This window comes from Streptomyces sp. 5K101 (genome assembly GCF_046506645.1).
Taxonomy (GTDB): domain Bacteria; phylum Actinomycetota; class Actinomycetes; order Streptomycetales; family Streptomycetaceae; genus Streptomyces.
Genome location: NZ_JBKFFO010000019.1, coordinates 66,381 through 84,789 on the forward strand (window position 1 = coordinate 66,381; position 18,409 = coordinate 84,789).

General features: G+C 72.5%; 20 protein-coding genes and 1 pseudogene. 11 read left to right on the forward strand and 10 right to left on the reverse strand.

All coding sequences use genetic code 11. The features are described from left to right. Positions 1-11 precede the first annotated feature (11 nt). Entirely contained in the window at positions 12-1,193 is a 1,182-nt protein-coding gene (locus tag ACLB9X_RS28515) for an ROK family protein (RefSeq protein ID WP_410363286.1), read from the reverse strand. Between the two features lie 630 nt (positions 1,194-1,823). Here ACLB9X_RS28515 and ACLB9X_RS28520 point away from each other — a divergent pair. Continuing rightward, the gene (locus tag ACLB9X_RS28520; protein WP_410363287.1) at positions 1,824-2,279 is read left to right on the forward strand and encodes a VOC family protein; all 456 of its coding nucleotides are present in this window, start codon (positions 1,824-1,826) and stop codon (positions 2,277-2,279) included. A 91-nt stretch (positions 2,280-2,370) separates the two neighbouring features. On the opposite strand, the gene ACLB9X_RS28525 is transcribed toward ACLB9X_RS28520, so the two are convergent. Both ACLB9X_RS28525 and ACLB9X_RS28530 read right to left on the reverse strand, forming a co-directional pair. Beyond that, positions 2,371-2,832 (reverse strand): NUDIX domain-containing protein, encoded by a 462-nt coding sequence (locus tag ACLB9X_RS28525; RefSeq protein WP_410363288.1) that lies wholly within the window; start codon positions 2,830-2,832, stop codon positions 2,371-2,373. 24 nt (positions 2,833-2,856) lie between these two features. Continuing rightward, positions 2,857-3,804, reverse strand: coding sequence for a beta-ketoacyl-ACP synthase III (locus ACLB9X_RS28530; protein ID WP_410363289.1), 948 nt, complete (start codon positions 3,802-3,804; stop codon positions 2,857-2,859). A 308-nt stretch (positions 3,805-4,112) separates the two neighbouring features. Here ACLB9X_RS28530 and ACLB9X_RS28535 point away from each other — a divergent pair. Together ACLB9X_RS28535 and fdhD are read left to right on the forward strand one after the other, a co-directional pair. After that, positions 4,113-4,226 (forward strand): annotated as a pseudogene (locus ACLB9X_RS28535) (Fe-S-binding domain-containing protein); the annotation flags it as partial. 4 nt (positions 4,227-4,230) lie between these two features. Next, positions 4,231-5,070 (forward strand): formate dehydrogenase accessory sulfurtransferase FdhD, encoded by an 840-nt coding sequence (fdhD, locus tag ACLB9X_RS28540; RefSeq protein ID WP_410363290.1) that lies wholly within the window; start codon positions 4,231-4,233, stop codon positions 5,068-5,070. Between the two features lie 33 nt (positions 5,071-5,103). Here fdhD and ACLB9X_RS28545 read toward each other — a convergent pair whose 3' ends face one another. Together ACLB9X_RS28545 and ACLB9X_RS28550 are read right to left on the reverse strand one after the other, a co-directional pair. Further along, positions 5,104-5,511 (reverse strand): (2Fe-2S) ferredoxin domain-containing protein, encoded by a 408-nt coding sequence (locus ACLB9X_RS28545; RefSeq protein ID WP_410363291.1) that lies wholly within the window; start codon positions 5,509-5,511, stop codon positions 5,104-5,106. Between the two features lie 384 nt (positions 5,512-5,895). Next, a complete protein-coding gene (locus tag ACLB9X_RS28550) occupies positions 5,896-6,972 on the reverse strand; it encodes a bile acid:sodium symporter family protein (RefSeq protein ID WP_410363292.1) in 1,077 nt (358 codons plus the stop codon). A gap of 127 nt (positions 6,973-7,099) precedes the next feature. Between ACLB9X_RS28550 and ACLB9X_RS28555 the strand changes: the two genes are divergently transcribed. The 3 genes from ACLB9X_RS28555 to ACLB9X_RS28565 all read left to right on the forward strand — a co-directional run bounded on the left by ACLB9X_RS28555 (position 7,100) and on the right by ACLB9X_RS28565 (position 11,054). After that, entirely contained in the window at positions 7,100-7,972 is an 873-nt protein-coding gene (locus ACLB9X_RS28555; protein WP_410363293.1) for a LysR family transcriptional regulator, read from the forward strand. A gap of 318 nt (positions 7,973-8,290) precedes the next feature. Beyond that, a complete protein-coding gene (locus ACLB9X_RS28560; RefSeq protein ID WP_410363294.1) occupies positions 8,291-10,090 on the forward strand; it encodes an AMP-dependent synthetase/ligase in 1,800 nt (599 codons plus the stop codon). Between the two features lie 130 nt (positions 10,091-10,220). Beyond that, on the forward strand, positions 10,221-11,054 hold the full coding sequence (locus ACLB9X_RS28565) for an aldo/keto reductase (protein ID WP_410363295.1): 834 nt from the start codon (positions 10,221-10,223) through the stop codon (positions 11,052-11,054). A gap of 75 nt (positions 11,055-11,129) precedes the next feature. On the opposite strand, the gene ACLB9X_RS28570 is transcribed toward ACLB9X_RS28565, so the two are convergent. Further along, on the reverse strand, positions 11,130-12,086 hold the full coding sequence (locus tag ACLB9X_RS28570) for a helix-turn-helix transcriptional regulator (protein WP_410363296.1): 957 nt from the start codon (positions 12,084-12,086) through the stop codon (positions 11,130-11,132). Positions 12,087-12,125: 39 nt separating this feature from the next. Between ACLB9X_RS28570 and ACLB9X_RS28575 the strand changes: the two genes are divergently transcribed. After that, on the forward strand, positions 12,126-12,611 hold the full coding sequence (locus ACLB9X_RS28575; protein ID WP_410363297.1) for a hypothetical protein: 486 nt from the start codon (positions 12,126-12,128) through the stop codon (positions 12,609-12,611). A 40-nt stretch (positions 12,612-12,651) separates the two neighbouring features. Then, on the forward strand, positions 12,652-12,903 hold the full coding sequence (locus ACLB9X_RS28580; protein WP_410363298.1) for a hypothetical protein: 252 nt from the start codon (positions 12,652-12,654) through the stop codon (positions 12,901-12,903). A 37-nt stretch (positions 12,904-12,940) separates the two neighbouring features. On the opposite strand, the gene ACLB9X_RS28585 is transcribed toward ACLB9X_RS28580, so the two are convergent. Both ACLB9X_RS28585 and ACLB9X_RS28590 read right to left on the reverse strand, forming a co-directional pair. Further along, entirely contained in the window at positions 12,941-13,678 is a 738-nt protein-coding gene (locus ACLB9X_RS28585; protein ID WP_410363299.1) for a class I SAM-dependent methyltransferase, read from the reverse strand. 19 nt (positions 13,679-13,697) lie between these two features. Further along, positions 13,698-14,000 carry a 4a-hydroxytetrahydrobiopterin dehydratase gene (locus ACLB9X_RS28590; RefSeq protein ID WP_410363300.1) on the reverse strand — a complete coding sequence of 101 codons (303 nt, stop codon included), beginning with the start codon at positions 13,998-14,000 and terminating at the stop codon, positions 13,698-13,700. A 102-nt stretch (positions 14,001-14,102) separates the two neighbouring features. Between ACLB9X_RS28590 and ACLB9X_RS28595 the strand changes: the two genes are divergently transcribed. After that, a complete protein-coding gene (locus ACLB9X_RS28595; protein ID WP_410363301.1) occupies positions 14,103-14,609 on the forward strand; it encodes an FBP domain-containing protein in 507 nt (168 codons plus the stop codon). An 18-nt stretch (positions 14,610-14,627) separates the two neighbouring features. Here ACLB9X_RS28595 and ACLB9X_RS28600 read toward each other — a convergent pair whose 3' ends face one another. Further along, positions 14,628-16,169, reverse strand: a complete 1,542-nt coding sequence (locus ACLB9X_RS28600) for an ATP-dependent DNA ligase (RefSeq protein WP_410363302.1) — start codon at positions 16,167-16,169, stop codon at positions 14,628-14,630. A gap of 526 nt (positions 16,170-16,695) precedes the next feature. Here ACLB9X_RS28600 and ACLB9X_RS28605 point away from each other — a divergent pair. Next, positions 16,696-17,115, forward strand: coding sequence for an SsgA family sporulation/cell division regulator (locus ACLB9X_RS28605; RefSeq protein ID WP_410363303.1), 420 nt, complete (start codon positions 16,696-16,698; stop codon positions 17,113-17,115). Positions 17,116-17,149: 34 nt separating this feature from the next. Continuing rightward, complete coding sequence (locus ACLB9X_RS28610; RefSeq protein WP_410363304.1) at positions 17,150-17,962, forward strand: helix-turn-helix domain-containing protein; 813 nt, start codon at positions 17,150-17,152, stop codon at positions 17,960-17,962. Here the strand turns inward: ACLB9X_RS28610 and ACLB9X_RS28615 are convergent. Then, complete coding sequence (locus ACLB9X_RS28615) at positions 17,946-18,374, reverse strand: hypothetical protein (protein WP_410363305.1); 429 nt, start codon at positions 18,372-18,374, stop codon at positions 17,946-17,948. The two genes, ACLB9X_RS28610 and ACLB9X_RS28615, sit on opposite strands and share 17 nt — an antisense overlap. Positions 18,375-18,409 lie beyond the last annotated feature (35 nt).

Below are 18,409 nucleotides of genomic sequence, written 5' to 3' on the forward strand. Positions count from 1 at the left end.
GATCAGGTGGGTCAGGCCGGGGAGAACAGGTGGTCGCTGATGAGCCGGGCCGCGCCGATCACCCCGGCGGTCGGCCCCAACTCCCCGAGCACAATGGGCAGGTTGCCCGTGGCCAGCGGCAGCGACTGCCGGTAGACCTGCGTGCGCACGCTCGCGAGCAGCGTGTGCCCGAGGCCGGTCACGCCGCCTCCGATCACCACGAGGCCGGGGTTGAAGAAGCTGACCAGCCCGGCGATGACTTGGCCGACCCGGTTGCCTCCCTGACGGATCAGGTCGAGGGCCGTGGCGTCGCCGGCGGCCGCGGCGGCGGAGACGTCCACGGCCGTCAGCTGCCCGGCCGCCGTCAGCCGGGCGGCGAGCTCGGGCGAGAGTCCGGCGCGGGCGGCGTCCTCGGCGTCGCGGGCGAGCGCGGCGCCGCTGAAGTGCGCTTCGAGGCAGCCCTTGTTGCCACAGACGCAGGCCCGGCCGTCCGGCTCGACCTGGATGTGTCCGATGTCCCCCGCGCTGCCCGTCGTACCGCGGTAGACCTCGCCGCCGACGACGATGCCGCAGCCGATGCCGGTGCCGATCTTGACGCAGAGGAAGTCGCCCACCGACCGGGCGACGCCCGCGTGCTGTTCTCCCATGGCCATCAGGTTCACGTCGTTGTCGACCATGACCGGGCAGCCGAGGTCCTGACTGAGCGCCTCGCGGACCGGGAAGCCGTCCCAGCCGGGCATGATCGGCGGCGCGACGGGCACGCCCTCCGGGAAGCGGACCGGTCCCGGCACCCCGATGCCCGCTCCGTCGAAGCCCTCGGCGAGGCCGGATGCCTTGAGCTTGTCCGCCATCGACAGCACCTGCTCGAAGACGGCGACGGGGCCTTCGCGTACGTCCATGGGGTGGTTGAGGTGCCCCAGGACCTCCAGCTCCGCGTTGGTGACGGCGACGTCGATCGAGGTGGCGCCGATGTCGACGCCGAGGAAGCGCAGGGCGGGCGCGAGCCGGATGTTGTGGGAGCGGCGGCCGCCGCGGGAGGCGGCGAGTCCGTCCGCGACGATGAGCCCGGTCTCCAGCAGCCGGTCCACCTCGACGGCGAGCTTGGACCGGGACAGGTCCACCTGGTCGCCCAGCTGCGCCCGGGAGTTGGGCCCGCCGTCACGCAACAGCCGGAGCAGTCGCGCCTGGTGCGCGTTCGCGGGTCGAGCCGTCATGCGCCTCACGTACCCCTCCCCTCCCCTGGCCCTCGGCCTCAGCCCATGCGGCACGGGGAACCCTGGCCTTCCGTCTGCTTTCGAGGGGAACGTAGCAGCGCTTTGCCCAAGTGGGAAGAACTTGCGCACAGTTCTGGCGCAACTTTCTCCTCGCTCGGGACAAAGGTCGCTCACTCGTCGTGCTGCACCGGGCGACCGTGCGCCCCGCCACCGAGCCTGCGGGGACGACCGGCCCGCCTGTACCTCGCCCCGCACGCCGCGTGGCGCGACCCGCACTCCTTCAGCAACCAGGCGTACTTGGTCACCGACCCCGCCGAGATCGACTTCAACTCGTCGGAAGTGCAAGCCACGGAACTCCCGGCATCCAACGGCAACGGCGCAGCACGCGCACTGGCGCGCATGTACGCCGCGCTGATCGGCGAGGTGGACGGCGTGCGCGTGCGACGTCGTTGGTGGAGGCGGTGCGAGGAGCGTTGGCGTAGCCAAGCAAGGCCAATTCGCGACGGACGGCTGAACCGCGCGGTCGTGACGAACACGGCCAGGTTTACCCCGAACTACAGCGAGGTCGGTCCGGCCAGGGCCTGTTGCGAGAGTGGATCGTCTGTCAGACCTGCCTGGGATGCTCCGAGCATGGAGATGACAGTGCAGCTGACGATCGACTGCTCCGATCCGCAGAGAATGGTCACTTTCTGGGCCGAGGCCCTGGGCTACGTGCCTGAGCCTCCGCCGGGCGGGCACGCCACGTGGCGTGCCTACTGGGCGGCGGTGGGCGTGCCCGAGGCGGAGTTGCCGACCGGTGCCGGGGACATTGCGGAGTCGGTCATCGACCCCGCGGGACGTGGGCCGAGGGTGTGGTTCCAACAGGTTCCGGAGCCGAAGGTCGCCAAGAACCGGTGGCACTTCGACCTGAAGGTCGGTGGGGGCCGTGACGTCCCACTGGACGTCCGCACACAGCGCGTCAAGGCCACGGTGGAGCGGCTGGTCAAAGCTGGTGCCACCGTGCTGCGGATCAAGGAGGAGCCGGACATGGGGCTCTACGCCACCGCCATGCAGGACCCCGAGGGCAACGAATTCGACGTCGTCTGAGGGCCGTTGTGACAGCGCTGGTCCGCCACGGGAGCCGAGCTTCCTGCGGTTGCGGGCCCACGTCAGGCGACCCCGTTCCGCCGGGCGGCCGTCACAGGAACGGTTCGAGGCGGTCCAGGAAGACGCGCTGCGCCGCCACGAGCTTTCCGCGCGCGGCCTCGACCCCGAACCACTCGGCCCGGTCGACCTCCGGGAACTCCTGCTGGACGCCCGATCCCCGCGGCCACTCCATGGTGAAGGTGCCCGGCACGACGAGGGAGGTGTCGAGGTCGCCCTCCATCGCCCACACCGTCACGACCTTGCCGTTCGACTGCCGTGTCTCGCCGAGCGGGGTCCAGTCGCCGACGGGCGGCTGGAGCCCCAGCTCCTCCTCGAACTCCCGCCGCGCGGCGGCCATCGGGTCCTCGTCCGGGGTGTACTCGCCCTTGGGGATCGACCAGGCCGCGTCGTCGCGGGACGCCCAGAACGGGCCGCCCATGTGCGCGATCAGAACCTGGACCTCGGCGTCCCGCCGCCGGTAGAGCAGGAGTCCGGCACTTAGCTTCGTCACCATGCCACCCAGTGTGACGGCGTGCGCTCAGGGGCAGCGGATGACCTGGCCCGCGTACGACAGGTTTCCGCCGAAGCCGAAGAGGAGGACCGGGTCTCCGGAGGTGATCTCGCCGCGCTCGACGAGCTTGGACAGGGCCATCGGGATGGAGGCCGCGGAGGTGTTGCCGGACTCCACGACGTCGCGGGCGACGACCGCGTTCACCGCGCCGATCCGCTGGGCGACGGGCTCGATGATCCGCAGGTTGGCCTGGTGCAGGACGACGGCGGCCAGTTCCTCGGGCGCGACGCCGGCCCGCTCGCAGACCTTGCGGGCGATGGGCGGGAGCTGCGTGGTGGCCCACCGGTAGACCGCCTGCCCCTCCTGCGCGAAGCGCGGCGGGGTGCCCTCGATGCGTACGGCATGGCCCATCTCGGGGACCGACCCCCAAAGGACCGGGCCGATACCGGCGTCCTGGCCGGGGCCGACGGCCTCGACCACGGCGGCGCCGGCCCCGTCGCCGACGAGCACACACGTGGTGCGGTCGGTCCAGTCGGTGATGTCGGCCATCTTGTCGGCGCCGATGACCAGGGCCCGGGTGGCCGCCCCGGCGCGCAGCGTGTGGTCCGCGGTCGCGAGGGCGTGGGTGAAGCCCGCGCAGACGACATTGAGGTCCATCACCGCGGGCGAGCCCATGCCGAGCCGTGCCGCCACGCGCGCGGCCGTGTTGGGCGAGCGGTCGACGGCCGTGGAGGTGGCGACCAGCACGAGGTCGATGTCGGCCGGGGTGAGCCCGGCCGAGGCCAGGGCCTTGGCGCCCGCGTGGGCGGCGAGCTCGTCGACGGGCTCGTCGGGACCCGCGACGTGCCGGGTCTCGATGCCCACGCGGCTGCGGATCCACTCGTCGCTGGTGTCGACCATGGCCGCCAGGTCGTCGTTGGTGAGCACCTTGGCGGGCTGGTAGTGCCCGACGGCGACGACACGTGAGCCGGTCATGGATGGTTCCCCCTCGGGACGATGCCAGATACACCCAGTGTTTGCGGCTACCCACCGGTACGAGGGCACGTGATCCGACAAGCTTCACCGGCCGGACTTTGGAGCTTCCCCCACGAAGCCTTGCGATTGCCGGGCGGGGCCGTTCACCCGGGACGCCGGCCGTCGCGGTCGCCGTCGGCTGCCGTGACGCGATCGTCTCCGTCGCATCGACCATGAGCGACCGTTCGGCGTCACCCTGCGGGAACTGATCGGGCTCGCCGGCCCGCCGGAGTGCCATTTTCCGCGGTGGTGCGGTGGGCGGTTCGGCCGTGCAGGACAATGAGATCGTCAAGGTCACCTCGCCGTACGACACCCCGGTGACCCACGGCGACCTCCGCATCAAGGGCCGTTTCGGCCACCCACACGTACAGAATCGGGTCTGATCTCATGGGACGGGTCACCGAGCGCCGCCGCACCATCCGCATCCGGGACGGGGCAGTGTCCTCGCGCCCCGACACGCTGGTGGCGGAGGAGCCGCTGGAGATCCGACTCAACGGCAAGCCCCTGGCTATCACCATGCGCACCCCTGGTGACGACTTCGCGCTGGCGGCCGGGTTCCTGGTCAGCGAGGGGGTGATCGGGGCGGCCGAGGAGCTCCAGTCGATCGTGTACTGCGCGGGGGCGCAGACCGACGGCTCGAACACCTACAACGTGGTGGACGTGAAACTCGCGCCCGGCGTCACCGTCCCCGACATCACGCTGGAGCGCAACGTCTACACGACGTCGTCCTGCGGGCTGTGCGGCAAGGCGAGCCTGGACGCCGTCCGGACGACGGCCCGCTTCCCGATCGCCGACACTCCCCCGGTCCGCGTCGAGCCCTCGCTGCTTGCCGGCCTTCCCGATCGGCTCCGCGCGGCACAGCAGGTCTTCGACCGGACCGGGGGCCTGCACGCGGCGGCCCTGTTCTCGCCGGACGGGGAGCTGCTGGACATCCGGGAGGACGTCGGACGGCACAACGCGGTCGACAAGATCGTCGGCCGGGCGCTGCGCGACGGAAGGCTGCCGCTGTCGCGGTCGATCCTGCTGGTCTCGGGGCGGGCGTCGTTCGAGCTGGCCCAGAAGGCGGTGATGGCGGGCATTCCGGTGCTCGCGGCCGTCTCGGCGCCGTCGTCGCTCGCGGTGGACCTGGCGGCCGAGACGGGTCTGACGCTGGTCGGCTTCCTGCGCGGCGCCAACATGAACGTGTACGCGGGCGACGAGCGCATCGCCCTGGGCACCGGGGTCTGAGCGCCCCGCGGCCGGCCGCGCCGAGGAGGCGGCTCAGCGGCCGACGCGGCGGCGGGCGTCCGAGGGCGGCGGGATCATCTGCAGCGTCAGGGTCACCGGGGGCTCGGCGATGCCGGGGCCGCCGGCCTCGGCCCACGCGATCACGTCGTCGGTGGCGTCGTCGTCGAGTGCCCAGCCGATCCAGGCGGCACGGGCACCGCGGCGGCGGCCTTCGGTGGAGGGCTGTACGACGATGACGTTGGCCTGGCCGCAGGGGCCCAGGCAGTCGCTGGTGCGCACGGCGAGACGGCCCCCGGACGCGTCGGCCGCGCCGCGCAGGCGGGCGAGTTGGCCGACGTGGTCGGTCCCGGGATTCTTACGGGCGTCGCCGCAGCAGCACCCCCGACAGACGACGAGGGTGCAGGGGCGGGCGCCAATGGGTCGTATCGCGAACGTCGTCACGGGATGATCTTTTCAGCCGCAGGGCGCGTCGGGCTCCGCGATACGGGCCGGCAGAGCGAGGAATCGGTCACGTTTACCGCCGACCGGCGCCGCGCGCCTCACAGGCGTTCCGCTCCGCGCCGCGCCGCGTCCGGGCGTCGGGCACGCCTCGCGGCCGGGGGCGCCAGCGACGCAGTCCCGGGCCGACGCGGCGAACCGCCCCGGCGTCCCGGCGGCCGGGGGCACCGAGCCGGTGCGGCAGACCGGATCAACGCCGCGCAGCCATCCGGCGCATGCCGCCCCGACGTCTCCGAGACCGGGCCACCCGCTCACGCCTGGGCGGTGAAGCCGCCGCGGGCATCGGTGCGCCTCGCGGCCGCGTGCGGCGACGGGGGGTCGGCGCTCCTACCGCCACGGCGTCAGCGCGGAGTCCGGCGGCGAAGCCGCCCCCGCCCCCCGCCGCCCGCCGCGGCGCTTCGCGATCACCGCGCAGACCATCAGCTGCAGTTGGTGGAACAGCATCAGCGGCAGCACCGCCAGGCTCGCCTGCGCGCCGAACAGCACCGTCGCCATCGGCAGGCCGGCCGCCAGGCTCTTCTTCGAGCCCGCGAACTGGATCGCGATCCGGTCCGCCCGGCCGAAGCCGAGCCGTTTCGCCCCGAACCACGTCAGCGTCAGCAGCAGCGCCAGCAGCAGCGCCTCGATCGCGAGGAGGCCGCCGAGCCGGGCCGGCGTCACCTGGTGCCAGACCCCCGCGACCATGCCTTCGCTGAAGGCCGTGTAGACGACGAGCAGGATCGCGCCGCGGTCGACGTGTCCGAGCAGCTGCCTGTGCCGGGCGAGGAAGCCTCCCACCCGTCGCCCACCACCGCCCTGCCTGACGCGCTGCGCGCGGCCCCTCGTGATCCCGCGGCGGAGCAGCTGGCCCGCCATGAACGGGACGAGCAGCTGCAGCACGATCCGCAGCAGCGAGTCGGCGGAGAAACCGCCCACGGAGCCGCCCAGCAGCAGGGCGGCCAGCAGCGGTGTGAGCACGATGCCGGCCAGGCTGGAGAACGAACCGGCGCAGATCGCCGCCGGCACGTTGCCGCGGGCCATCGAGGTGAAGGCGATGGACGACTGGATCGTGGAGGGCACGAGGCACAGGAACAGCAGTCCGTTCGCCAGTTCGGGCGTGAGGACGAGCGGTTCGAGCCCGCGCGCGGCGAGGCCCAGCAGCGGGAAGACCACGAACGTCGCGGCGAGCACGGTCACGTGCAGCCGCCAGTGCCGCAGGCCGTCGAGCGTCTCGCGGGTGGAGAGCCGGGCGCCGTAGAGGAAGAAGAGCAGGGCCACCGCCCCGGTGGACGCGCCGCCCGCCACGTCGGCCGCGGTGCCCGAGGCGGGCAGCAGTGCCGCGAGCGCCACGGTCCCCAGCAGAACGAGGACGTACGGGTCGAGCGGCAGCCAGGACGGCAGGCGCGGGGTACGGCGGCGGTTCATGAGCTCCACTTGCTCTCGGATCAGGACGTGCCCTCCTCATGGTCCACCGCTGCGAGCCGATCGGGAATCCCGTACGCCACTCTGACTGTCATCGCGTTTGGCAATGACCGCGGCTACCGTGGGAGGCGTGTACGACCCGACGCAGCTGCGCACGTTCCTGGCCGTCGCGCAGACGCTGAACTTCACGCAGGCCGCCCGCCGCCTCGGACTGCGGCAGTCGACGGTGAGCCAGCACGTGCGCCGGCTGGAGGACGCGACCGGCCGGCCGCTGTTCGCCCGCGACACGCACACCGTGGAGCTCACGGAGGACGGCGAGGCGATGCTCGGCTTCGCGCGAACGATCCTCCAGGCGCACGAGCGCGCCGCGGCGTACTTCACCGGCACCCGGCTGCGCGGCCGACTGCGGTTCGGGGCCTCGGAGGACTTCGTCCTCACCCGGCTGCCGGAGATCCTGGAGTCGTTCCGCCGCGACCATCCCGAGGTCGACCTGGAGCTGACGGTGGAGCTGTCCGGGACGCTCCACAAACGCCTGGAGGCGGGCCGCCTCGACCTCGTGCTCGCCAAGCGCGGCCCGGGCGCCTCGCACGGGGAGCTGGTGTGGCGGGACCGCATGGTCTGGATCGCGGCCAAGGGCGTACGTCCGGATTCCGAGCGGCCCCTTCCGCTGATCCTGTTCCCGCCGCCCGCCGTCACCCGGGCCCGCGCGCTCGACGTCCTGGAGCGGGAGGGCCGGCCCTGGCGGATCGCGTGCACGAGCGGCAGCCTCAGCGGCCTGGTGGCCGCGGCCCGCGCCGGGCTCGGCGTGATGGCGCACACGCGCGGGCTCATCCCGCCGGGGCTGGTCGCCGTGCCGGACCGGGCGGGGCTGCCCGACCTCGGCACGGTGGACTTCGTGCTGCTCCAGGGACGGCGACGGCCCGCGGCGCAGGAGGCGGCCTCGGCCCTCGCCGACGCGCTCCTGGCGGCGGGCGACCGGTTGCACGGCCCCGCACCGCGCTGAGCCGGCCGCGGGCCGGTGGGCCGCCCCGGCCGGGTCACCCGCCGAAAACGGGTCTGGACCCGTGCCCGCGCCGGGTAGAGCGCCGGTGACCGCGGCGTACAGATTCGGTGGAGATTTGGCCCCGCCGTACTTACTCTGAGGTCAGAATTGCCCTGAGGCCATCCCAGCAGCCCGTCGGTCGCGCCGCTGACCTGTACCGATGACCGTCGCCTCACCCTTGCGCGGCCCCTCCCGCCCGGAGTAACGGTGGGGTACGGTCACGGCGCTGTGCGGAGCGCCACAAGGAGCAGGCCATTGCGCGAGTTTTCTGTCCCACCCATGGCCGCGGCGCCTCAGGTCGGCGGACTGGCGGACGCGGTCTTCGACCACGCCGAGAGCGATCCGGGCCGCGTGGCGCTCGCCCGCAAGGACGACCGGGGCCAGTGGCAGGACGTCACGTCGGCGCAGTTCCGCGACGAGGTGCTGGCGCTCGCCAAGGGACTGCTCGCGCACGGCGTCCGCTTCGGCGACCGGGTCGCCCTCATGTGCCGTACCCGCTACGAGTGGACCCTCTTCGACTTCGCGCTGTGGACGGTCGGCGCGCAGTCCGTGCCCGTGTATCCCACGTCCTCCAACGAGCAGGTCTACTGGATGCTGCACGACTCCGCGGTCTCGGCCTGCATGGTGGAGCACGAGGACCACGCGATGACGATCGGCTCGGTGATCGACCGCCTGCCGCTGCTGAAGCGGCTGTGGCAGCTCGACGCCGGAGCCGTGTCCGAGCTGTTCGAGGCCGGGGCGCACATCGACGACGACGTGGTGCACCGGCACCGGCGGGCCGTCACCCCGGACTCGATCGCGACGATCATCTACACCTCGGGCACGACCGGCCGCCCCAAGGGCTGTGTGATCACGCACTCCAACTTCATGTTCGAGTCCGACACCATGGTCGGCCGCTGGGAGCCGGTGTTCCACTCCCGGCCGGGGGACGAGGCCGCGACGCTGCTGTTCCTGCCCCTGTCCCATGTCTTCGGCCGCATGGTCGAGGTCGCCGCGATCCGGGGCCGCGTCAAGCTCGGCCACCAGCCGGTGCTGCAGGCGAGCGCTCTGCTGCCCGATCTGGCCTCGCTGCGGCCGACGTTCATCCTCGCCGTTCCCTACATCTTCGAGAAGGTCTTCAACGCGGCCCGCCGCAAGGCGGAGAGCGAGGGCCGGGCGGGGGCGTTCGACAAGGCGGTCGAGGTGGCCGTGCGGTACGCGGAGGCCCTGGAGAACCGGGCGTTCGGGCTCGGCCCGGGGCCCTCGGCGGGCCTGCGCGTCCAGCACCAGCTGTTCGAGAAGCTCGTGTACGCCAAGGTGCGCGACGCGATGGGGGGCCGGGTGCGCCACGCGATGTCCGGCGGATCGGGCATGGCCCGCCGCCTCGGGCTGTTCTTCGCGGGCGCGGGCGTCACCATCTACGAGGGCTACGGACTGACGGAGTCCACTGCGGCGGCAACCGCCAACCCGCCCGAGCGCACCCGCTACGGCACGGTCGGCCCCCCGATCCCGGGCACCACCGTACACATCGCCGAGGACGGCGAGGTCTGGCTGCGCGGCGGCCACATCTTCTCCGGCTACCTCAACGACCCGGAGGCCACGGACGCCGTGCTCAAGGACAAGTGGCTGGCGACGGGCGACCTCGGCGCGCTCGACGAGGACGGCTACCTGACGATCACCGGCCGGAAGAAGGAGACGCTGGTGACGTCGGGCGGCAAGAGCGTCTCGCCCATCGCCCTGGAGGAACGGGTGCGGGCGCATCCGCTGGTGGCCCAGTGCCTCGTCGTCGGCAACGACCGCCCCTACATCGCCGCCCTCGTCACCGTCGACCAGGAGGCCGTCGACCACTGGCTGACGATCCGGGGCAAGGCACCGCTGCCGCCGGCGGACCTGGTGCGCGACCCGGAGCTGGAGATGGAGATCCGGCGCGCGGTGGTGGCCGCCAACACCCTGGTGTCGACGCCGGAGTCGATCCGTACGTTCCGGATACTCGCCCACCCCTTCAGCGAGGAGCACGGTCTGCTGACGCCTTCCCTGAAGCTGAAGCGGAAGGCGATCGAGACCGCGTACGCGGCCGAGGTGGACGCCCTGTACCGGTGAATCCGCCGCGCCTCAGGGCGGGCGCGGGCACGGTGGACGTACGGGGGCGGGTCCGCGTGCAGGGAATGCGTCCTCGGATGTGATCGTTGATCCTGGGCGTACCGACCGACGACGTAAGGATCGACCGCTCGTGAGCAAGGTCCCCTCCCTCACCCTCAACAACGGTGTCGCCATGCCGCAGCTGGGCTTCGGTGTCTGGCAGGTGCCCGACGACGAGGCGGCGCAGGCCGTCGCCACCGCCCTGGAGGCCGGCTACCGCAGCATCGACACCGCTGCCGTGTACGAGAACGAGGCGGGCACGGGCAGGGCCCTCGCCGAGTCCGGCATCGCCCGCGAGGAGCTCTTCGTCACCACCAAGCTGTGGAACAGCGAGCAGGGCTACGACGCGACGATGCGCGCGTTCGACGCATCCCTGGACAGGCTCGGCCTCGACTACGTCGACCTGTACCTCATCCACTGGCCGGTGCCCGCCAAGGACGCCTACGTGGACAGCTACCGCGCCTTCGAGAAGATCCACTCGGAGGGCCGCGCCAAGGCCATCGGCGTCTCCAACTTCCTTCCGGAGCACCTGGAGCGGCTGATCGCCGAGACCTCGGTCGTCCCGGCCGTCAACCAGATCGAACTGCACCCGCAGCTGCAGCAGTCGGCGTCCCGCGAGGCGCACGCCCGCCACGGCATCGCGACCGAGGCGTGGTCCCCGCTCGGCCAGGGCAGGGGTCTGCTGGAGGTGCCCACGGTCGTCGCGGTCGCCCAGAAGCACGGCCGCACCCCCGCCCAGGTGGTGCTGCGCTGGCACCTCCAGCTCGGCAACGTGGTCATCCCCAAGTCCGTGACGCCGTCCCGGATCCAGGAGAACATCGACGTGTTCGGCTTCGAGCTGGACGCGGACGACCTGGCCGCCTTCGCCGCGCTCGACGAGGGCAGGCGACTCGGCCCGGACCCGGCTCAGTTCAACCTCGCCTGAGCCCCAGGAACGGGTCGTCGAGCGGCAGGCGACTCGGTGCGACGCGTGGGCGTCCAGTGCGTTCGCGGCCGGACGTCAGGGCGCGGCGTGGCGTGACGCCACGCCGCGGGCCGTCGCCGCGATGCGGCTGCGGAGCGACCGGGGCTCCAGGACCTCGGCCTCCGTGCCCAACGAGAGGAACTCGACGAGCGCCCGGTCCTCCGACTCGATCGGGAGCACGGCGCGCGTCCAGCCGTCCTCTTCCCTCACGCCCGTCTCGGCCAGTGCCCGGGCCGCCGCGCCGGTCAGCCGGGCCGCGGCGGCGGGTGAGAGGCGGACCACGGCCTCTCCCCGGTGCAGGCGGGCGACGAAGTCCGCCTGGTAGCGCTGCCAGTACGCGGCCAGGTCGAAGTCCGCGGGCGGCGAGAACTCCTGGCCCTGCGACTCCAGTTCCAGGATCCGGTCCACGCGATACGTCCGCGGTCCCGGCCCCGCCACCACGTACCAGCGGCCGGCCTTCAGCACCAGGCCGTACGGCTCCAGGCGCCGGTCCACGTCGGTCGGCTCCTTCCAGCGCCGGTAGCGCACGGCGAGCACCCGGCTGTGCCACACCGCGTCCGCGACGGCCGTCAGATGCGGGACTTCCTCGTCGGCGGCATACCAGCCGGGCGCGTCCAGGTGGAAGCGGGTGCGTATCCGGTCCGCCTGGTCGCGCAGGGCCGCCGGCAGGGCGGCCCGCAGCTTGAGCTGGGCGGCCGCGAGCGCGGGGCCGAGGCCCAGTTCGGCGGCCGGCCCCGGGATGCCGGACAGGAACAGCGCCTCAGCCTCCCCCGCCGACAGGCCGGTGAGCCGCGTGCGGTAGCCGGCGAGCAGCTGGTAGCCGCCGGCGTGGCCGGCGTCCCCGTACAGCGGCACGCCCGCCGAGTGCAGCGCCTCGACATCGCGGTAGACGGTGCGCACGGACACGTCGAGCTCCCGAGCGAGCTGCGCGGCGGTCATCCGCCCACGGGTCTGCAGGAGCAGCAGGATCGAGACGAGTCGGCCGGCTTTCACTGACACAGGGTGTCAGTGAAAGCCCTCTAGCGTCCACGTATGGCTTTCGCAGAGAAATTCCTGTGGTCGCTTCCGCCTTTCGAGGCGGGCGGCCGTCACATCAAGCCCTACCACGTCACCGCGGACCCGGCCGGCATCGCGCCCGAGGTCGAGAAGGCCGCGTACGCGATCCTTCCCGAGCTGCTTCCCGAGCCGGACGGCACTCCCCCGGTCACGTTCGTCGTCCTCCACAGGGGAGGAGACGACGGCGCGTACCTCAACGCCTACAGCTGGGTCTGGGACAACGTGCTGCACTTCGCGGGCGCGGCCGCGGGCCAGCCGGTGCTCGGCTGCCCGGACAGGGACCCGGCCCACTTCGTACGGACGGACCCGGAGCGGTCGTGGATCGGCTGCGTGTGGGAGCTGCCTCCCATCCGGCACGAACGCGACGCGTGGGTGCGGCACATACTCGCCCCCGGCCGTCCGGATCTGAACGCCTACCTGTCCGACTCGATGCCCGACGGCATGACGGGAGACCTCGCATGAGCACACCGTCTCGGGGCTGACGCTGCGGCTGTACGACCAGGTGCGCGAGGAGTGGTCCCTCTACTGGTCGAGCAGCCGCACCGGCACCCTGTTCCCGCCCGTCACGGGCCGTTTCGGCGCGGACGGCCGGGGCGTGTTCCGCGGGAAGGACGCCCACGACGGCAAGGACGTCCTGGTGCGCTTCGTCCGGTCGGGCATCACCGCGTCGACGGCCCGCTGGGAGCAGGCGTTCTCCGTCGACGACGGGCGGACGTGGCTGACGAACTGGGTCATGGAGATGTCACGCACCTAGGCAGCGCGACAGGTCTGTTCGCCGTCAGGTCCGGCCGTCAGGTCTCCTTGCGGAAGGCGAGGAGCGTGTAGGACGGGTCCGGCCGCCGCCGGTCCTGGTCCGGCAACCGGCCGAGGGCGGCGGCCAGTTGCCGGGCGGTGGCACCGTCGTCCGCGTCGGTGAACCAGGAGGCGAACCGCCCCATCGTCAAGGCGTCCGCAGCCGAACGCGGGGTGCGTCCCTGGCCGTGTCCCGTGAAGCGGGCCCGGCCGGCGAGGCGCAGGCCGCCGGCGGCGGCGTACCGCTCGATCAGGCCGGCCCGGTCGGACGCGCGGGCGAAGGACCGGTGCGGACGCAGGACCGCGTCGATGTCGCTGCCCACGTCGTGGCCTGCATCCTTGTCGACGGTGGCGACGAACACCCCGCCGGGCCGCAGCACCCGTGCGGCCTCGGCGACGACCTCGGCCGACTCCGGCACCAGGTGCAGCAGCCATACGGCGCTCACCGCGTCGACCGCCGCGTCCCGCACCGGCAGCCGCCTTACGTCGCCGAGTGCGATGAGGCCGCCGACACGCTCAACCGCCTTGCGGGCCATGCCGGGTGAGGCGTCGCAGCCGAGTACGCGCAGACCGGGCCGGGGCAGGCGTTCGGTCACCAGACCGGTGCCGCAGCCGATGTCCAGCAGGGTGTGTGCGGTGGGCGGTACCAGACCGCGGACGGCGGCCGCGGCGGCCTCGGCGCGCGGGACGCCGCGTGTGGCGTCGTAGCGGGCCACTTCACTGTCGTAGTCGAGCACGGCCCGCCTGTCACGGGCGTCAGGTCGCGCCGTGACCGGGGGCGATCTTCTCGACGCGCTCGGCGAGGGCGAAGTCCCGTTCGGTGAGGGCGTTCACGTCGTGGGAGTGCACGGTCAGCGCCAGGGTGTGGTAGCCGAGCGTGAGATCGGAGTGGTGGTTCAGCTCCTCCTGGATCTGGGCGATGTGCACGACCATGGCGGTTGCGGCGAAGTGCGAGGAGAGGCGGTAGGAGCGGGCGATGCGGTCGCCGTCGAGCGACCAGCCGGGGAGTTCGCGCAGACGGTCCTCGATCTCCTTCTGCGACAGCGGCTCGGTGGGCATGACCGTGATCCTTCCGGAGGGGGTGCGGGACGGGGACACCATAGATCCGATGCCCCGTAATTCGGATGCCTGCACCGGGACGCGCTGTGTACGTTCCACCGAGTGGAACCTTTGACCGACAAACAGATCCGCGCGTCCTTCGTCAACTGCACGAAGGGCGAGGCGTCCCGCATGCGCCTGCCTCCGGACTTCTCCGAACTGCCCTGGGACGACCTCGACTTTCTCGGCTGGGTGGACCCGGGAGCGCCGCTGAAGGCGCACATGGTGCTGCCGCGCGAGGACGGGCTGATCGGCATCACCCTGCGCATCCCGTCCACCGGCCGCACGAGCGCGCTGAAGTCGAGCATGTGCCACGCGTGTCTCACCGGGCATGCGTCCTCGGGGGTGACGCTGTTCGCCGCGCCGCTGGCCGGCGCGGCCGGACGCGAGGGCAACACTGTGGGCACGTACCTCTGCGCGGACCTGGCCTGTTCGCTGTATGTGCGGGGGAAGAAGCAGCCGAAGCTGCGGCACGGGCGGTACGAGGAGAGCCTGACGCTCGACGAGCGGATCGCCCGCACGACACGGAATCTGTCCGCGTTCGCGGACAAGGTGCTGGGCGTGCGCTGACGCCGCCGCCGACGGGTCTCACGCCCGCGCGGAGGCGAGGACCTGATCGATCGTATCGGCCTGGTCCGCGCTCTTGTCGGGCCGGTGGCGCAGCACGCGGGCGAACCGCAGCGCGACACCGGCCGGATAGCGGGGGGAGCGCTGCAGTCCGTCGTAGGCGACCTCGACGACGAGCTCGGGGCGGACGCGGACGGTGAACCCGTCGTCGTCGAGGGCGAGTTCCCGCAGTCGTCCGGTCTGCCAGCGCAGCATCTCGTCGGTGAGGCCCTTGAAGGTCTTGCCGAGCATGACGAGGCCGCCGTCCTCGGCGCGGGCGCCGAGGTGGAGGTTGGACAGGTAGCCGGTGCGCCGCCCGTGTCCCCATTCGGCGGCGAGGACGACGAGGTCGAGGGTGTGCACCGGCTTGACCTTCAGCCACGAGCGGCCCCGGCGACCGGCGACGTAGGCCGCGTCGAGGGCCTTGACCAGGACGCCTTCGTGGCCGAGGCGCAGTGTCTCGGCGAAGAACGCCTCCGCCGCGGCGATCTGTTCCGCGGAGGCGGGGTCGTCGACGACGTGGCGGCGGACCCGCATCGGTTCGGGTACGAGCCGGGCGAGGTGCGCGTGCCGTGCCCGGCCGGGCAGGTCGACGACGGGTTCGTCGTCGGCGGCGAGGACGTCGAAGTAGACGGGCGACAGCGGCAGCGCGGCGTGGGCGGCCTCCACATCGATGCGTGAGCCGACGCGGGAGGCGATGTCCTGGAACGGGAGGGGGCGCCCGTCCGGGCCGAGCGCGATGACCTCGCCGTCGAGGATGAACCGGTCCCCCGCCATCTCCCGTGCGCTGCGCACCACTTCGGGCAGGCGGTCCGTGATGTCGTCGAGGGACCGGGTGTAGACGCGGACCTCGTCCCCGGTGCGGTGCACCTGGACGCGGATGCCGTCGAGTTTCTCCTCGACCGCGCAGCCGGTGCCGAGCGCCGCGACGGCCTGGGTCACGGACTTCGCGGTGTGGGCGAGCATCGGCTGCACGGGGCGGCCCACGGTCAGCCGGAACCGGGCGAGGGCCTCGGGCCCGTCGGCGAGCAGGGCGCGGGCGACCCTCGGCAGCGATCCGTCGAGCATCACGGCGCGGCGCACGTCGGCGGCGGGGGCGCCGGCGGCCTGGGCGACCGCCTCCAGCGCCACGGCGTCGAGCGCTCCCTGACGTACCTCGCCGGTGAGGAGGCGGATCAGGAAGCGCTGTTCCTCGGCGGTGGCGGCGGCCATGAGGGTGCGCACCCGGCTGCGGCGCTCGGCCTGCGCGCCGGGACCGGCGACCTCGGCGAGCGCGGTGAGGGCCGCGTCGGTCTCGGTGACGGTGAGCCCGGGCTCGGCGGCGGGCGGTACGGGCTCCTTCAGCACGCTCCAGCCGATGCCGATGCGCCCCTGGGGGACGCGTCCGGCGAGGTACGAGATGACGAGGGCGACGTCCTCGGGGCGGGCCTCGGTGAACAGCTCCGCGAGCGCGGCAGTCTTCCGGGAGCGGGCGGACGTGGCGGCGACCTCTCGGGACACGTCGGCGAGCCGGGCGAGAAGCATGCGCCCATGGTGCCTCGCGCCCCCTGCCTTCGCACGTGGCGCGAGCGGCCCACCGCAGAGCAGAGCCTTACTCAGAGTAACGCGCATCACATGAGGGCCCGTGGGGCGACGGGAACGTCCAGCAGTGGTTTATCGTTCACCTATACGCGGGTGCGGCCGGGACGGCGTCCCAGGCCCCCGCCTCTGACCGCCCCGGCCGGAAACCCCCGTCCGGCTGGGGCGCCTTCTCTCCTCACGCCGCGCCGTGCCCGCGTCGCCCGTCGCTCGACGGGTTCCGGCCACCGGCGCACCGCCCGAAAACCGGACGATCGGGCCCGAAGCACGGAATCGGCGGACCCTACCGGGCAGGCGTCCCCTTTACGGGGAAATGCGATACCGCAAAGGTCTGGCCATCCGGGCTCCGGAGTTCGAAGGTGGGTGATGCAGGTCACACGCGCCACTGGTGTAGCTCGCGTACGGGTGAGCCCTGCCGTGACGTCGTCCCATGCAGAAGGAGCAGACCGCACAGCACCAAGAGGAGCGAGCGATGTCACCTCCCATCGAGCAATCCGTCGTGGCCCGTCTCATCAGCGACGCGCCCCAGCCCGTGGCCGTGCCGGTGATTCTGCGTTACTGCGAAACCGACCCGCTCGCCGTCCGCATGGTCTTCCCGCCGGAGGTCTGCCTCAACGACACGGGCGTCACGTGGACCTTCGCCCGCAGCCTGCTCGACTCCGGACTGCGCGCCCCCTCCGGCGACGGCGACGTCCACATCTGGCCCTGCGGACGCGTACAGACCATGGTCGAGCTGCGCTCACCGGAAGGCGTCGCACTGCTCCAGTTCGACACCGCGACCCTGCGCCGCTTCCTGGTCCACGCGTACGCGGCCGTGCCCGTCGCCGCCGAGAGCGCGGCCATGGACATCGAGCGGGCGCTCGCGGCGCTGCTCGGGGAGGCGAGGGGCTGAGCGGCGGCGGGAGGCGCCGTAATACGGTCGGGGTATGACAACTGCCGTTTCCGGTACGGGTGCAGGGCCGCTGCTGCGGGGCTGGCGCGAGCGGCGCCGGATCAGCCAGCTGGAACTGGCGCTGCGCGCCGACTCCTCGGCGCGCCACATCAGCTTCGTCGAGACGGGCCGCTCGCGGCCCAGCGAGGCGATGATCCTCAAGCTCGCCGAGCATCTCGACGTACCCGTGCGGGAGCGCAACGCGCTGCTGCTCGCCGCCGGTTACGCCCCGCGCTACGCGGAGACGCCCGTCGACTCCCTGGGCGCCCTGCGGGAGGGCATCGAGCGGCTGCTGCGGGGGTACGAGCCGTATCCGGCCATCGTCGTCGACGGCTCGTACACCGTGGTGGCGGCCAACCGCGGCATCGCGATGCTGCTCGACGGCCTGCCCGAGCACCTGCTCGCACCGCCGCTGAACGGCATGCGGATCACCCTGCACCCCGAGGGGCTCGCCCCGCGCATCCGCAACCTGCGCGAGTGGCGCGGTCACCTGCTGGCCCAGATGGAACGGCAGATGGCGCTCGCCCGTTCCGAGGCGCTGCGCGAGCTGTACGACGAGGTCGCCGCCTACCCCCTGCCGGAGGGGGCCGGCGGCGACCCGGACGACCGGGAGGACCCCACGCCCTACCCGTATCTCGCGCTGCCGCTGCGGATCGAGCACGACGGGCGTGTGCTGTCGTTCGTCTCGTCCATCTCGACGTTCAACACCCCGCTGGACGTGACCGTCGCGGAGCTGGCCATCGAGACGTTCCTCCCGGCCGACCCGGAGACGGTCGCGTACCTGCGGTCGCTCATGCCCCAGCCGTAGCCCCGGCCGCCTTCAGCGCCGACCACTGCACGGCGCCGAGTCCCGCCACGGTCACGGCCTGGAGAACGGTCCACACCGCGCCGGCCGGGGTCGGCTCCAGCCAGAGCACGAGCGCGGCGATGCTGAGCAGGGGCCAGACGATGTTGGCGTCGACGACGGCCTTGACCAGCGGCACGGGCGGGTGGGGCCGGGCGGCGAGCAGGCCGATGGCCGCGCCCAGCACGGCGAGGAAGATCCCCACGTCGAGCAGCAGCAGGGCGTCGACGCCGAGGAGGCGGCCGAGCGGCCCGGACGCCGCGGCGTACGCGAGCCCGTTGGCGCCGGTGACGGCGGCGTCCACGGCGAGGAAGCGGCGCAGCATCGTCCGGGGCTCGGTGGTGCGGGAGATGCCTGCGAGCAGGGCCTGGGACATGACGGATCAGCCTCCATCGAGGACGTACGGACGGG

What these genes read in the sequence shown, in the direction of transcription:
- ACLB9X_RS28515 (WP_410363286.1), bottom strand. Translation starts at nt 1,193, where the DNA reads ATGACGGCTCGACCCGCGAACGCGCACCAGGCGCGACTGCTCCGGCTG.
- ACLB9X_RS28520 (WP_410363287.1), top strand. Translation starts at nt 1,824, where the DNA reads ATGGAGATGACAGTGCAGCTGACGATCGACTGCTCCGATCCGCAGAGA.
- ACLB9X_RS28525 (WP_410363288.1), bottom strand. Translation starts at nt 2,832, where the DNA reads ATGGTGACGAAGCTAAGTGCCGGACTCCTGCTCTACCGGCGGCGGGAC.
- ACLB9X_RS28530 (WP_410363289.1), bottom strand. Translation starts at nt 3,804, where the DNA reads ATGACCGGCTCACGTGTCGTCGCCGTCGGGCACTACCAGCCCGCCAAG.
- fdhD (WP_410363290.1), top strand. Translation starts at nt 4,231, where the DNA reads ATGGGACGGGTCACCGAGCGCCGCCGCACCATCCGCATCCGGGACGGG.
- ACLB9X_RS28550 (WP_410363292.1), bottom strand. Translation starts at nt 6,972, where the DNA reads ATGAACCGCCGCCGTACCCCGCGCCTGCCGTCCTGGCTGCCGCTCGAC.
- ACLB9X_RS28560 (WP_410363294.1), top strand. Translation starts at nt 8,291, where the DNA reads ATGGCCGCGGCGCCTCAGGTCGGCGGACTGGCGGACGCGGTCTTCGAC.
- ACLB9X_RS28575 (WP_410363297.1), top strand. Translation starts at nt 12,126, where the DNA reads ATGGCTTTCGCAGAGAAATTCCTGTGGTCGCTTCCGCCTTTCGAGGCG.
- ACLB9X_RS28590 (WP_410363300.1), bottom strand. Translation starts at nt 14,000, where the DNA reads ATGCCCACCGAGCCGCTGTCGCAGAAGGAGATCGAGGACCGTCTGCGC.
- ACLB9X_RS28600 (WP_410363302.1), bottom strand. Translation starts at nt 16,169, where the DNA reads ATGCTTCTCGCCCGGCTCGCCGACGTGTCCCGAGAGGTCGCCGCCACG.
- ACLB9X_RS28605 (WP_410363303.1), top strand. Translation starts at nt 16,696, where the DNA reads ATGTCACCTCCCATCGAGCAATCCGTCGTGGCCCGTCTCATCAGCGAC.
- ACLB9X_RS28610 (WP_410363304.1), top strand. Translation starts at nt 17,150, where the DNA reads ATGACAACTGCCGTTTCCGGTACGGGTGCAGGGCCGCTGCTGCGGGGC.
- ACLB9X_RS28615 (WP_410363305.1), bottom strand. Translation starts at nt 18,374, where the DNA reads ATGTCCCAGGCCCTGCTCGCAGGCATCTCCCGCACCACCGAGCCCCGG.